The organism is Paenimyroides tangerinum, assembly GCF_003865405.1.
GTDB classification, from domain to species: Bacteria; Bacteroidota; Bacteroidia; order Flavobacteriales; family Flavobacteriaceae; genus Flavobacterium; species Flavobacterium tangerinum.
This window is the reverse complement of sequence record NZ_RQVQ01000007.1, coordinates 67,246-80,778: the sequence shown is the minus strand read 5'-3', so window position 1 is coordinate 80,778 and position 13,533 is coordinate 67,246. Positions and strand designations below refer to the sequence as shown.

Annotated in this window: 14 protein-coding genes; 8 read left to right on the top strand and 6 right to left on the bottom strand. The window is 30.9% G+C overall.

The annotated features are described in order from the left end of the window. Positions 1–2 precede the first annotated feature (2 nt). From EG240_RS04325 to EG240_RS04290, 8 genes are all read left to right on the top strand, one after another. Entirely contained in the window at positions 3–1,583 is a 1,581-nt protein-coding gene (locus tag EG240_RS04325) for an AMP-binding protein (protein ID WP_125017803.1), read from the top strand. Between the two features lie 37 nt (positions 1,584–1,620). Continuing rightward, complete coding sequence (locus EG240_RS04320; RefSeq protein ID WP_125017801.1) at positions 1,621–2,040, top strand: acyl-CoA thioesterase; 420 nt, start codon at positions 1,621–1,623, stop codon at positions 2,038–2,040. A gap of 57 nt (positions 2,041–2,097) precedes the next feature. Next, on the top strand, positions 2,098–3,069 hold the full coding sequence (locus tag EG240_RS04315; protein WP_125017799.1) for a carbon-nitrogen hydrolase family protein: 972 nt from the start codon (positions 2,098–2,100) through the stop codon (positions 3,067–3,069). 111 nt (positions 3,070–3,180) lie between these two features. Next, positions 3,181–3,798 (top strand): hypothetical protein, encoded by a 618-nt coding sequence (locus EG240_RS04310; RefSeq protein ID WP_125017797.1) that lies wholly within the window; start codon positions 3,181–3,183, stop codon positions 3,796–3,798. A 58-nt stretch (positions 3,799–3,856) separates the two neighbouring features. After that, a complete protein-coding gene (locus EG240_RS04305) occupies positions 3,857–4,966 on the top strand; it encodes a cupin domain-containing protein (protein WP_125017795.1) in 1,110 nt (369 codons plus the stop codon). A gap of 1 nt (position 4,967) precedes the next feature. After that, positions 4,968–6,047, top strand: coding sequence for a serpin family protein (locus EG240_RS04300; protein WP_125017793.1), 1,080 nt, complete (start codon positions 4,968–4,970; stop codon positions 6,045–6,047). A 10-nt stretch (positions 6,048–6,057) separates the two neighbouring features. After that, positions 6,058–6,972: a fumarylacetoacetate hydrolase family protein gene (locus EG240_RS04295; protein ID WP_125017791.1), complete on the top strand. Its 915-nt coding sequence runs from the start codon at positions 6,058–6,060 to the stop codon at positions 6,970–6,972. Between the two features lie 133 nt (positions 6,973–7,105). Further along, positions 7,106–7,858 (top strand): maleate cis-trans isomerase family protein, encoded by a 753-nt coding sequence (locus tag EG240_RS04290; protein WP_125017789.1) that lies wholly within the window; start codon positions 7,106–7,108, stop codon positions 7,856–7,858. On the opposite strand, the gene EG240_RS04285 is transcribed toward EG240_RS04290, so the two are convergent. Genes EG240_RS04285 through EG240_RS04260 form a run of 6 tightly spaced genes read right to left on the bottom strand, consistent with a single transcriptional unit; the run spans position 7,855 to position 13,394 of the window. Next, positions 7,855–8,484, bottom strand: a complete 630-nt coding sequence (locus tag EG240_RS04285) for a matrixin family metalloprotease (RefSeq protein ID WP_125017787.1) — start codon at positions 8,482–8,484, stop codon at positions 7,855–7,857. The genes EG240_RS04290 and EG240_RS04285 overlap by 4 nt on opposite strands. Positions 8,485–8,491: 7 nt before the next feature. Then, on the bottom strand, positions 8,492–10,144 hold the full coding sequence (gene recN, locus EG240_RS04280) for a DNA repair protein RecN (protein ID WP_125017785.1): 1,653 nt from the start codon (positions 10,142–10,144) through the stop codon (positions 8,492–8,494). A gap of 12 nt (positions 10,145–10,156) precedes the next feature. Next, a complete protein-coding gene (gene porD / locus EG240_RS04275) occupies positions 10,157–11,041 on the bottom strand; it encodes a type IX secretion system protein PorD (RefSeq protein ID WP_125017782.1) in 885 nt (294 codons plus the stop codon). After that, positions 11,031–12,242: a bifunctional phosphopantothenoylcysteine decarboxylase/phosphopantothenate--cysteine ligase CoaBC gene (gene coaBC / locus EG240_RS04270; protein WP_125017780.1), complete on the bottom strand. Its 1,212-nt coding sequence runs from the start codon at positions 12,240–12,242 to the stop codon at positions 11,031–11,033. The genes porD and coaBC overlap by 11 nt, the downstream gene beginning before the upstream one ends. 8 nt (positions 12,243–12,250) lie before the next feature. Beyond that, the gene (locus EG240_RS04265) at positions 12,251–12,580 is read right to left on the bottom strand and encodes a DNA-directed RNA polymerase subunit omega (protein WP_125017778.1); all 330 of its coding nucleotides are present in this window, start codon (positions 12,578–12,580) and stop codon (positions 12,251–12,253) included. A gap of 4 nt (positions 12,581–12,584) precedes the next feature. Beyond that, positions 12,585–13,394, bottom strand: coding sequence for an outer membrane protein assembly factor BamD (locus tag EG240_RS04260; protein WP_125017776.1), 810 nt, complete (start codon positions 13,392–13,394; stop codon positions 12,585–12,587). Between the last annotated feature and the right edge of the window lie 139 nt (positions 13,395–13,533).

Genomic DNA, 13,533 nt, shown 5'->3' with positions numbered 1-13,533 from the left:
CTATGGAAGATAATTTTGTTAGGTTTCATTTACCCGATTCAGATTTACAACCACAATATTCTTTTTTAGATTTACCGCAATTTCAACATCCTGATGATTTGAATTGTGTAAACAAACTTTTGGATGAACATTGCAAAAATGGTTTCGGAAATCGTGAATGCTTAATTACTGATTCAAATGTTTGGACATATCAAGATGTATTTGAAAAAGCCAATCAGATTGCACATATTTTAATTGATGATTTAAATCTGAAATCAGGAAATCGTGTTTTGTTACGTTCTTGTAACAATCCGATGATGGTAGCTTGTTGGTTTGCAATTATCAAAGCTGGCGGAATTGTTGTAGCGACAATGCCATTACTACGTGCGAAAGAATTAGAAACTATGGTTGAATGTGCAGAAATTTCACACATCATTTCAGATATTTCTTTAGCGGAAGAAGTTAATCTTATCAAAAGTAATTACGTAAAAGAAAAACTATTTTTCGGAACTACTGATTTCGAGGCTTTAATGGAATCAAAACCAAAAACATTCGAAAACTATAAATCAAAAGCTAATGATGTTGCCTTAATCGGATTTACTTCTGGAACAACCGGAAATCCAAAAATGACGGCACATTTTCATAAAGATGTTTTAAATATTTGCGAAGCTTTTCCAAATTTCTCATTACAACCAACACCAAACGATATTTTTACAGGAACACCACCTATCGGATTTACTTTTGGTTTAGGAGGTTTGGTATTATTTCCGATGTATTTTGGAGCCAGTACTGTTTTAATCGAAAAACCAAATCCTGATGTTTTATTGGCAACCATCGAAAAACATAAAGTTACCATTTGTTTTACAGCTCCAACTGCTTGGCGCATATTAACAGAAAAATGTAAAGATTATAACATTTCGAGTTTACGAAAATGCGTTTCTGCAGGAGAAACTTTACCTTTAAAAGTTTGGGAAGATTGGTATAAAGCAACCGATTTAAAAATCATTGATGGAATTGGCGCTACAGAAATGCTACATATTTTTATTTCATCAAACGATCAACATTTTAAAGCAGGTTCAACTGGGATTCCGATAACAGGTTATGAAGCAATGATTGTCGATGAAAACGGAAAACAAGCAGAAAACAATGTTCCTGGAAGATTAGCAGTTCGTGGAATTACAGGCTGTAAATATTTAAATCGAACAGATAAACAAGCTGAATACGTTCAAAACGGTTGGAATATTACAGGTGATATTTTTACACAAGATGAAGATGGTTTCTTCTGGTTTGTTGCTCGTGGAGACGATATGATTATTTCATCTGGATACAATATCGCTGCAATTGAGGTTGAAAGTGTTTTATTGATGCACGAAGCTATTTTAGAATGTGCGGTTGTAGGTATTAAAGACGAAGAACGTGGTATGTTGGTTTGTGCAAATATTATTTTAAAAGATAAAAATTTAGCATCTGATAATTTTAAAGTTCATATTCAAAATTGGTTTAAAGAAAATGCTGCGCCATATAAATATCCAAGAATAATTAATTTCTTAGAACTTCTACCAAAAACAGAAACTGGTAAAATTCAACGCTTTAAGTTGAAATAAGTTTCTATATTTATAAATAAAGAATTAAAATAATAAAATGAACTATTTTATAAAAGAAGAACAAATACGTTTTAGACATACCGATTTTGCAGGAATTGTTTTTTATCCTCGCTTTTTAGAAATGGTAAACGATTTAGTTGAAGATTGGTTTGATGAAGCTTTAGATCGACCGTTTTCAAAAATTCACGAAACAAACGGAATTCCAACCGTTGATTTAAAAGTTCAGTTTAAAAATGCTGCCCGAATTGGAGAAACTTTAACCAAAAAACTTTGGGTAAAAGAACTTAAAAATTCATCGGTAATCTGCGGATTTCATTTCACTAACCAAGAAGATAAAACCGTTTTAGAAGGTGAAGTTACTTTAGTAAATGTTGCTATTGCTGAAGATAGAAAGACTATAAAGTCAGAGGCATTTAATGAAGAAACTAAAGAAAAAATATCAAAATTTATAATATAACATGAACAACTCCGACAGAGTTTGAAACTCTGTTGGAGTTAGTATAAATGATAAAAAATGATAACGTTTAAAAAATTTAAAGCCGCAACGGTTCAAACAGCTCCTGTTTTTTTGAATGTTGAAAAAACAATCGAAAAAGCTATTTCTTTTATTAAAGAAGCACACGAAAACAGAGCGAAACTAATTGCTTTCCCAGAAGTTTTTATTTCGGGATATCCGTATTGGAACTGGATTATGACGCCAGTTCAAGGAAGCAAATGGTACGAAGAATTATATAAAAATTCAGTTGCTGTAAATGATGTTGCAATGCAAGCTTTATATAATGCAGCGAATGAATACGATATGACAGTCGTAATCGGAATCAACGAACGCGGAGATAGTTATGGTGAAATTTACAATACCAATTTAATCATCAACAACAAAGGGGAATTAATCGGAAAACATCGAAAACTAGTTCCAACTTGGGCAGAAAAATTAACTTGGACTTCTGGTGACGGTTCTTCACTAAAAGTTTACGATACCGAAGTTGGACCTTTAGGAACTTTAGCTTGTGGCGAAAACACAAATACTTTAGCTCGTTTTACTTTGTTAGCTCAAGGCGAATTAATTCACATTGCCAATTATATTTCGCTTCCTGTTGCTCCGCCAGATTATGATATGGCCGAAGCTATAAAGATTAGAGCAGCAGCACATTCATTCGAAGGGAAATTATTTACGATTGTTTCGTGTTCGACCATTTCTCAGGAAATTATGGATGCCTTAAAAGAAGATGTTCCGAATGTTGAAGAATTACTTTCAAGAAAAAGTAGCTCTTTCTCTGGATTTATCGGACCAAACGGGGCTGTTATTGGAAAACCTTTAATCGATGAAGAAGGAATTGTTTATGCCGATATTGATTTATCAAAATGTATTCAACCAAAACAAATGCACGACATTTTAGGTCATTACAATCGTTTTGATATTTTCGATTTACGTGTGAATGTAGCTCCAACTAAGAAAATAACGTTTGTGAATAAATCAGATGAATAATTCGAAAATAATGTAAACTTAACTTATCATATTTGACGATAATTTAAATATACTATTTCAACTCCGACAGAGTTTAAAACTCTGTCGGAGTTAGTAAATCTTAGTTATAAAATGAAAACATATAAACCAATACCACTCGAAAAAGGAAAATATTATCACATTTACAATCGTGGTAATAATGGTATTGATATTTTTTATGATAAAGAAAGTTATTTTTATTTTTTAAAATTATATAACAAATATATAAGTCCTATCGCAGATACATTTGCTTGGTGTTTACTAAAAAATCATTTTCATTTTTTGATTTATATTAGACTTGAAGAAGAAATTGGTTTTGAAAAATTAAAATATTCAACAATAACAAAACCAAAAGAAATTAATCCATCAAAACAATTTGGTCATTTCTTTAACGCATATACACAATCAATTAATAAAAAATTTAGTAGAACCGGCAATCTATTTGAAAAGCCATTTCAAAGAAGGGAAATTGAATCTGAAACATATTTTCAAAATCTTATTTATTACATCCATAATAATCCAGTTACACATGGATTCGTAGATAAAATAAAAGATTATCCTTGGAATTCATATCATACCATTATTTCGGATAAACCTACTAAATTAAAAAGGCAAATAGTTATTGAATATTATGGTGATTTAGAGAATTTTATCTTTTATCATAACCAAAATTGTAATTTAGAAAATATAACCGATTTAATAATAGAATAGCATTTTAACTCCTACTGAGTTTTGAACTCTGTAGGATTTAGAAATAAAAACATAAATTATGAACGAAAAATTTTCAGACGATATTTACGGAAGAGCACGGGTTCAAGACACTCCAGAACTTGAAGCTTATTATAAAGAATTAGAAGGTTTAGGAGCTGGTGCACTTTGGACCGTTGCTAATGATATTGAACCTTGGGAACCGAAAAGTAAATCGACTCCAATGTTATGGAAATATGAATCGTTAAGGCATTTAGTTCTTAAATCATCCGAATTGGTTACTCCAGAGCAAGCTGGTCGTCGTGTGGTTTATTTGGTAAATGATAATCGCAAAGATGTAAGTGCGGCTGTGGGTTGGTTGTACACTGGAATTCAAGTTACTCGACCTGGTGAGTTTACTTCGGCACATCGTCATAAAGCTTCGGCTTTACGTTTTATTATGGAAGGAGAAGGTGGTTATACGGTTGTTGATGGAAACAAAATTATGTTAGAAGTTAACGATTTTGTTATCACACCAAATTCTACTTGGCATGAACACGGCGTTGATGCAAACGGAAAAACGTGTATTTGGCAAGATGGTTTGGATATTCCATTGGTAAATGCATTGGAAGCTAACGATTATGCGGTTTTAGAAGGAACTCAAGAATTGGTTGCTCCTATTAATTATTCACCGATGACTTACGGAGGAACAGGATTGATTCCACCAGATAAAGAATGGAATAAACCGTATTCGCCTTTATTTAAATATTCTTGGAAAGTTGTTTATCCTGCTTTGTTAGAAGCAGAAAAAGTAAACGAACCGAATCCATTGGATGGAATTATTATGAAATATACTAATCCTATGAATGGCGACCACGTAATGCAAACAATGGGTGCTTCAATTCAGTTACTTCCAAAAGGATTTAAAGGAAAAGCACACAAACACACCGGTTCATTTGTTTATCAATGTGCCAAAGGAAAAGGTTATTCAATTATTAACGGAAAACGTTTCGATTGGAAAGAACGTGATATTTTCTGTGTTCCATCTTGGGCTTGGCACGAACATCACAATTTATCAGAAACTGAAGATGCTTGTTTATTTTCGTTTAATGATTTACCTGTGATAGAAAAATTAGGTCTTTATCAAGAACGATTTTTTAAAGAAAATAATGGTCATCAAATAATAGAATAAAATGTTTAGAAAAACACTTTTACTTGCTTTTACAATTACTTTTTTAGGTTGTAAAAACGATACTAAAAAATCAAATAAGGTTATTAATGATTCTATTACTAATGATATAAAAATATTAGAAAATAATATTGATGTCAGATCATTTCCCAAAGAAACAGATATTTCAAAATTTCCAAAAACTGAATTTGTTACAACATTAGAAAGTAAAATTAACACCAATAAAAATATTGTTTACTGCGTAACAATGCTTTATGCTTGGAATGAAATAAAAAAAACAATTAATCTGCCAATACAAATCGATGCTAATTTTAAGCATCTTTTGTTATTAGATACATCGGTCTCTTTTAAAGATGTTTTAAATAAAGATGAATACACTATTATTAATGGAATTAATGGAGACAGTATAAGAGTAAAAGCGGAATTCAGTAAGTCATTGGAGTTTGAAACCGAATTGAACGAGTATAAAGATAGACTAAAATTCAATAATGAAGAAGTTATGTCATTTGGTGTTACAGGGTACAACAGTTATGAAAAGTTAAAAATTATATCTATTATTTATTACAAAAACGACAATAATTTTGTGATTAAATTACAACCTAAAGATTCTAATCACGAAATAGTTCTTTTTAAATCTGAAAAGAACTTTACTAAAATGAGTGATATAAATGATGAAGTTATCAAACTTTCTGCTCAAGGAAATAAAGATAAACAGAATGAAAAAATAAAATGGAAATACGATATTTTAGTAGAAGATGAAATTATCATTCCAAAATTCAACTTTAATATTGAAAAAACATACAAGGATTTAGCTGGCAATACTTTTAGTACAAAAGAACTGAATTATAACATTGAAAGAGCATGGCAACGAACTGCATTTATTTTAGATGAAAAAGGAGCTAAAAGTGAAAGCGAAGCTGTAATAGAATATGTAACAGAAGAAATAGAAGAAGATCCAAACAAATCTAAACCTAAGAAAATGATTTTTGACAAACCTTTTTTTATAATGCTTAAGAAAACAAGTTCACAAAACCCATATTTTGGGTTATGGATCAATAATACTGAATTAATGATTAAAAAATAAAAAATAAACAATGAAACTATTAACTTATTTAACTTCAAATAACGAACAACGTGCTGCTTTTGTACACAACAACAAAGCGGTAGATTTAGAAGATTTTGGCGATTTAACTAATTTCCCGCTTCCTGATAATTTATTGGAATTGATTGATATGGGAATTGAAGTAATTGCTGAAATTAATGCTTTACTTGAAGATGTTTCTGAGCCCGATTTAAATGAAATAAGCTACGAATTAAACGAAATTCAAATCACGGCTCCAATTCCAAAACCAAGGAAAAACATCATCGGAATTGGATTAAATTATACAGAGCACGTTGCCGAAAGTGCACGTACTTTAGACACAACTGGAAAATTACCACAAAAACCAATCATTTTTTCTAAACCTCCAACAACGGTTACAGGTCCAAACACTAATGTTTTATTAAACGCAAACTTAACACAACAATTAGATTGGGAAGTTGAATTGGCTGTTGTAATTGGTAAAAAAGGAAAATATGTAGCTAAAGAAAATGCTTTAGATTATGTTTTTGGATATACAATAATCAACGATATTTCGGCTCGTGATTGTCGTAGAGAAGGTCAATGGATTGTTTCTAAAGGTCAAGATACATTTGCACCAATGGGACCTTTTTTAATTACTAAAGATGAAATTGAAAATCCACATAACTTAAACTTATCTTTAAAATTAAATGGTGTTGAAAAACAAAATTCAAATACGCAATTTATGTTATTCAATATAAATGATTTGATTGAAGATTTGAGTATAGTTTTTACTCTTGAACCTGGTGATATCATTGCAACAGGAACTCCAGCTGGTGTTGGTGCGGGAAGAAATCCTCAAGAATGGATGAAAGATGGCGATGTAATGGAATGTTATGTTGAAGGAATTGGAACTTTAATTAATACGGTTAAAGAAATCCGTATTTAGAAAAAAGAGAAACGAGTAAAGAAAATGCGTTAAGGATTGAAGAGGAAATCCTTAAAAAGGTTTTACAAAAAACCTTTTTAAGATTGAAACGAAAAGCCCGACCCGAAGGGAAACGCCAAAATACAAACTAAAAATGAAAAAAACATATAGAATTGGTCAAATCGTTCCATCATCGAATGTGACTATGGAAACCGAAATTCCAGCGATATTTAAAGCAAGAGAAACGATTTTTCCTGAAAAATTTACGTTCCATTCAAGTAGAATGCGAATGAAAAAAGTTACAAAAGAGGAGTTGGAAGCGATGGATGCGATGAGTTTAAAATGCGCAACTGAATTATCTGATGCTCACGTTGATGTTATGGGTTACGCTTGTTTGGTTGCGATTATGAGTATGGGACGTGGTTATCATTGCGTTTCTGAAGTGAACTTGCATCAAGAAACGATTAAAAATGACTTCCCTACTCCAATTGTAACTTCTGCAGGTGCATTGATTAACGGTTTGAACGTTTTGGGTGCGAAAACAGTTTCGGTAATTACGCCTTATATGCGTCCGCTTACGGATATGGTTGTTGATTACATTGAACATCAAGGTTTTAAAGTAAAAGAAAGTATTGCCTTAGAAATTCCAGATAATTTGGAAGTTGCGGCTCAAGACCCAATGAATCTGTTACAGATTTACAAACAACTTGATTTAACAGGAGTTGATGTTTTAGTGGTTTCTGCTTGTGTGCAAATGCCTTCGCTTGAAGCAATTGATTTAATTGAAAAGGAAATTGGAATTCCGGTTACATCAGCAGCGGTTTGTACAACTTACGAAATGATGAAAAAATTAGGAATCGAAGCTAAAGCTCCAATTGGTGGAAGTTTATTAAACGGAAATTATTAATTCAGTTTAATCTTACAATCTTCACATAATTCTAAATTTGCGTTATCGATAGTGCTCACAGTTTCTACAGCATCTGTCATAACGCATTTTTTATTTGGACAATGCGGCAACCCAAGATTATGTCCAAATTCATGAACTGAAACCTTTTTCAATCTATCAAAATAAATAGTTTTATTTTTGTGTTTCAATCGAAATGACGAAATAACACAACTATTTCCTGGACAATAAGCCAATCCCATAATTCCCCAATCTTGATATTTATATTCAGGCTTTAAAATATTTCCTTTTCTATCTTTTTTGGAAGTAGATATATCTTTTGAAGTCAATCCTAAAATGTAATCAATCGAATCATTAAGTTCTGATTTCTGAAAATTTATAATACTATCGGCTCTAAAACGAGGCGATTTTACATTTGTATAAGCTTTTGGATACAATTCTACATTTTCTGAAATGATGGTTTTTACTCCATACATTTTTTCAAGAATAGATGTAATCGTATCTAATTCACTCTTTGAAAAACCTTTATATTGTTTAACTAATACGGTGGTTTCATTTAAAACTGGAACAGAATTATTACAAGCAACCAAAAATAAAAACACAAAAAAACAAAAATAAATTTTCATCATTTAGAGATTAATTCAATAATTCTTTTGCGTGTGAAATGGCAGAATCTGTGATATTTTCACCAGAAAGCATTTGAGCAATTTCTTTAATTCGGTCTTCGGTCGAAAGTAATTTAATTTCAGAAACGGTTTGTTCAGAATTATGGTCTTTTGAAACTTTGAAATGTTGATGACCTTTTGAAGCAACTTGAGGCAAATGCGTAATTGCCATAACTTGCATATTTTTGCTCATTTCTTTCATTATTTCTCCCATTTTATTAGCAACATCACCAGAAACACCCGTATCAATTTCATCAAAAATAATCGTAGGAAGATGCGAATATTTGGCTAAAATAGCTTTAATAGCAAGCATAATTCTTGACATTTCTCCACCTGAAGCAGTTTTCTTTAAAATTCCAAAATCCATTCCTTTGTTGGCAGAAAATAACCATTCGATATGGTCTTTTCCGTTTGAAAGAAATTTATCTGTTGGAGTCAATTCAAATTTAAAATTCGCGTTTGGCATTCCTAATGGAGAAATAATTGCACGAATTTCTTCGATTAACTTTGGAATGATTAATTCTCGATTGTTTCGAATTTGAGATGCAATTTCATTTAATTGATTTTCAAACACACTTTCTGCTTGAAGTAATTTTTCAATTGCTTCTGAAATTCCTTCAACTTTGAAAACCTTTGAATTCAAATCTTCTTGAATTGCTAGAAGCTCATCAATTGTGTTTACAAAATGCTTTTTCTGTAAAGCGTAAATTTGCTGTAATTTACCATTAATCAATTCTAATTGAACTGGGTCTTTTACTAATTTTTCGGATTGATTTTCTACTTCATCCAAAACATCTTTAAGTTCTATTTCTGCACTTTGAACACGTTCGAACAAATCGTGATAAGCAGAATCAATCGGACTAATTTTCTGCAAAGAAGTTTTTAATTCTTTTAATAAATTAATAATTCCGTATTGTTCATCAGATAAAATAGCTGCAGATTTTTCGAAATGTTCGTGAACAAATTCGACGTTACTTAACTTTTCTAATTCTGATTCTAGAATTTCCTGTTCACCCGAATTTAAATTGGCAGCAATCAATTCATCCAACAAAAAGGAATTATAATCTTGTTCCTTAGAAAGTGCTTTTTGCTCTTCTTGAAGTTCAAGTAGTTTCTTCTTATTTACTTTATATTCCGATAAAATCTGTTGATATTTAAGTACTAAATTTTGATTATTAGCAACAGCATCTAAAATCTGAATTTGATGATTTTCACTAGATAAATCTTGTGTTTGATGTTGCGAATGAATATCTAAAAGAAAAGTTCCTAATTCTTGTAAAACAGCTAAAGTTACTGGGCTATCATTTATAAAAGCACGTGATTTTCCTGAAGGAAGAATTTCTCTTCTCAGAACTGTTGCATCATCATAATCTAAATCATTTTCATCAAAAAAAACATTTAAATTATAATTGGAAATACTAAAATGAGCTTCAACGACACATTTGTTTTCTTTGTCACGCAAGGCATTTAAATCGGCACGTTTCCCAAGAACCAATCCTAGAGCATCTAAAAGAATTGATTTTCCTGCACCAGTTTCTCCAGTAATTATAGAAAGTTGGTTAGAAAAATCGATAGAAGAAAACGCAATTAGTGCGTAGTTTTTTATAGATAAATGAGTTAACATTATATTTTCTGATTAGATTTTACTCCATTTTGCACTTAAAAATGGATAAAGTTTATTTAGCAATTCAACAACTTGCTGCTTCTTAAATTCGGGACCAGCAGAAAAAACAGAAACAATCTCATCATTTTTCGTATCAAAAAACACACGCGTTGGAATTGCATTTGGTCTGATTTTATGAACGTTATCAAGTTTAGAAATTGCTGCAAAAATCGCAGCTTTAGATTCTGCAGGTTTAGCAATCATTTCGTCCATTCCTAAACGGTGATAATCATAAAGAGCTTCACGATAAGAAACAAAAGAATTTGAAAGAATATCATTTATCAAATGGTATCTATTAACCGTTTTTTCGCTAGATTTCCATCCAGTAGTTCCTCCTTGTTGTGCCAACAAAACAAAATTATTTGCTTTTTGAAGATATTGAGTTCCAGATAATTTTTCAAAAGAATCGCTATCTAAACCAATAATTAAATTGGCATAAAAAGACATGACACCAACTAAATCGCCATTAAAATTATTATCGGAATAAATTAAAGGTTCAAATTCAGTATATTTAAATGTAACTTGGTTGTCTTTAAAATTTAAAATTTGAGTATTATAATTGGAATCATAAACCGGTCGCGTTGACAAAACTTGTAAAGAACCAGAAATCACATTGCTATCAAAAGATTCTACAACCAAAATTAAATTACATTCAATACGTTCTTCTTTGGAAAAATTAATTGGTGTAAATTGAGTATTATTCATAAAATCAGTCATCGCCGATTTTAACGTTGTAAAAATTTGTTTGTTAGTTTGCGGAACTTTGTCAGCGATTATTTGAACCGTGCAATTTAATTCTTGAGCAGAAATTACATTGGTAAATAAAAATAAAAAACAAAAATAAATGCTATTTCTCATAATGTTGAACGATTTTGGAAACGATATCTTTAGCTACTTCTTCTTTCGATTTTAATTCTTGCGGAAAGATATTAAAATCTTTATCTATAAAGGTAACTTTATTTGTCGGTTTTCCAAAACCTGCACCTTCATCATTTAAAGAATTTAATACAATTAAATCTAAATTCTTTTTTACAATCTTGGCTTTTGCATGTTCAATTTCATTTTCAGTTTCAAGTGCGAAACCTATTAAATACTGGGATTTTTTTATTTCCCCAAGAGAAGCTAATATATCCGGATTTTTTTCTAATTCGATTATAAAAGTTTCATCATTTTTTTTAATTTTTTGAGTAGCAACCACTTTTGGTCGATAATCAGCAACAGCTGCAGCAGCAATTACGGTATCAACATCCTGAAAACAAGAATGACAAATGTCGTACATTTCACTTGCAGAAAAAACTCGAATAACTTTTACTTGACTATGTTTAGGATTCAAATGACTTGGTCCAGAAACTAAAATTACTTCAGCACCTAAATTAGCTGCAGCATCCGCAATATCAAATCCCATTTTACCAGTAGAATGATTTCCGATAAAACGTACAGGATCTAAAGGTTCATAAGTTGGCCCAGCAGTTATAAGAACTTTTTTACCACGAAGAGTAAGTTGTTTTTCCAAATCTTTTTCAAGGAAAGCGATAATATTTTCAGGTTCAGCCATACGACCTTGACCTGATAAACCAGAAGCTAATTCACCAGATTCTGCAGGAATCATAATATTTCCGTAACTCTCTAAAGTTTTAAAATTCTTTTCAGTAGAAGGATGCACATACATATCCAAATCCATAGCTGGAGCAAAATAAACAGGACATTTTGCTGACAAGTAAGTCGCCATCAACAAATCATCACATGCGCCAGTTGCCATCTTAGAAAGTGTATTTGCTGTTGCAGGAGCAATCAACATAATATCTGCCCAAAGTGCCATTTCAACGTGATTATTCCAAACACCTTCCGAATTTGATTTATTAAAAAATTGGGTATAAACTGGTCTTTTTGATAAAGTTCCAAGAGTGATGGGAGTTACAAAATCCAAAGCAGCAGGTGTCATTATCACTTGGACATGTGCACCTGCTTTTATAAATTTTCTAACTAAAGTTGCCGTTTTATATGCAGCTATTCCACCAGTAATACCCAGTACTATTTTTTTACCGCTTAAAACTGACATGGTAGTTTTTATTTTAAAGTCTCTTTGAAGTTTTCTTTGTAAGTAATTTCACCTGCTAACCATTCTTCAACAGCTAATGCATGAGGTTTAGGTAACTTTTCGTAGTATTTAGAAACTTCAATCTGCTCTTTATTTTCAAATACTTCGTCTAAACTATCATTATAAGTAGCAAATTCTTCTAATTTCTCAATCAATTCTTTTTTGATTTCAGCATTAATTTGGCTTGCTCTTTTAGCGATAATTGTAATTGCTTCGTAAACATTACCTGTTGGTCCTTCGATTAAATCCTTGTTATAAGTAACAGTATTTACTGGAGCCGTTGTTTTCTTTAAGTCCATTTCCTTAAATATTTGAGAATTGTTTTGATTCTTTTTCTAAGCGAGTTAGCATTTTATCAGCTTTCTCTTTGTATTTTGTATTTCCGTTATAGTTCAATAACCCTTCGTAAGCTTTCATTGCTGATTGAATACGTTCATCCATTTTAGAATAAACACTATTGATTGCTAATTTATAAGCTGAATCGAATTTATAAAAAAGTGCATCTTCTTTATAAACTGAACCTGGATAATCTAACATAAAGTTATCTAAAGCAACAATTGCCGCTGTATAATCTCTAGTATATTCTCCGATTGTATTGTATTGCTTAGCAGCTTCGTAAGCCTTTTTCTCTAGTTTTTCTACTAGTTCTTTTTTATATATTTTAGCTTGTTCTGCAAATTCTGATTCTGGATATTTTTGAATATAATCATCAAATTTTGCTATCGCATCATATGTAATATGTTGATCTAACGAATAAACTTCTGACATATTATATAAAGACATCGCTTCTAAATGTCTAGCTTCTTCTACATGTTCACCAACAGGATACGTTAAATTAAATCTTTTTAAAAAAGGAGCTGAAATTTCATATCTTTTTAAAATATAATTTGCTTTTGCATCATTAAAAACAACAGTACGAAAATTTGGCTTCATACCTTCTCTTTTAATAACTAAATCATATAATTTAATAGCTTTTTTGTATTTTCCTGCTTCATACATTTCATCCCCTACTTTACTTTGTAAAGCAGAATCTTCAGACTTTAAAGCCTTCTGATATGTAGAACAACTACCCAAAGAAATAGCTAACAGTAAAATAACCGACAGTTTTTTCATAAACTTATTTTTTAATTTGCTACTAAAAAAATCTAATAGCAAGTGCAAATTTAATATTATTAATTTTATAGAACAAGTTCTTTTTAAAAATAAAAAAAGATGTCCAAATAAAGACATCTTTTTTGTATTATTAACCCAA

Excerpts from the sequence above, each read along its gene's own strand:
- EG240_RS04285 (WP_125017787.1), bottom strand. The coding sequence starts at position 8,484 with ATGATGAAAATTTATTTTTGTTTTTTTGTGTTTTTATTTTTGGTTGCT.
- EG240_RS04325 (WP_125017803.1), top strand. The coding sequence starts at position 3 with ATGGAAGATAATTTTGTTAGGTTTCATTTACCCGATTCAGATTTACAA.
- EG240_RS04300 (WP_125017793.1), top strand. The coding sequence starts at position 4,968 with ATGTTTAGAAAAACACTTTTACTTGCTTTTACAATTACTTTTTTAGGT.
- EG240_RS04315 (WP_125017799.1), top strand. The coding sequence starts at position 2,098 with ATGATAACGTTTAAAAAATTTAAAGCCGCAACGGTTCAAACAGCTCCT.
- EG240_RS04305 (WP_125017795.1), top strand. The coding sequence starts at position 3,857 with ATGAACGAAAAATTTTCAGACGATATTTACGGAAGAGCACGGGTTCAA.
- EG240_RS04295 (WP_125017791.1), top strand. The coding sequence starts at position 6,058 with ATGAAACTATTAACTTATTTAACTTCAAATAACGAACAACGTGCTGCT.
- EG240_RS04265 (WP_125017778.1), bottom strand. The coding sequence starts at position 12,580 with ATGGACTTAAAGAAAACAACGGCTCCAGTAAATACTGTTACTTATAAC.
- EG240_RS04260 (WP_125017776.1), bottom strand. The coding sequence starts at position 13,394 with ATGAAAAAACTGTCGGTTATTTTACTGTTAGCTATTTCTTTGGGTAGT.
- EG240_RS04320 (WP_125017801.1), top strand. The coding sequence starts at position 1,621 with ATGAACTATTTTATAAAAGAAGAACAAATACGTTTTAGACATACCGAT.
- recN (WP_125017785.1), bottom strand. The coding sequence starts at position 10,144 with ATGTTAACTCATTTATCTATAAAAAACTACGCACTAATTGCGTTTTCT.
- porD (WP_125017782.1), bottom strand. The coding sequence starts at position 11,041 with ATGAGAAATAGCATTTATTTTTGTTTTTTATTTTTATTTACCAATGTA.
- coaBC (WP_125017780.1), bottom strand. The coding sequence starts at position 12,242 with ATGTCAGTTTTAAGCGGTAAAAAAATAGTACTGGGTATTACTGGTGGA.
- EG240_RS04290 (WP_125017789.1), top strand. The coding sequence starts at position 7,106 with ATGAAAAAAACATATAGAATTGGTCAAATCGTTCCATCATCGAATGTG.
- EG240_RS04310 (WP_125017797.1), top strand. The coding sequence starts at position 3,181 with ATGAAAACATATAAACCAATACCACTCGAAAAAGGAAAATATTATCAC.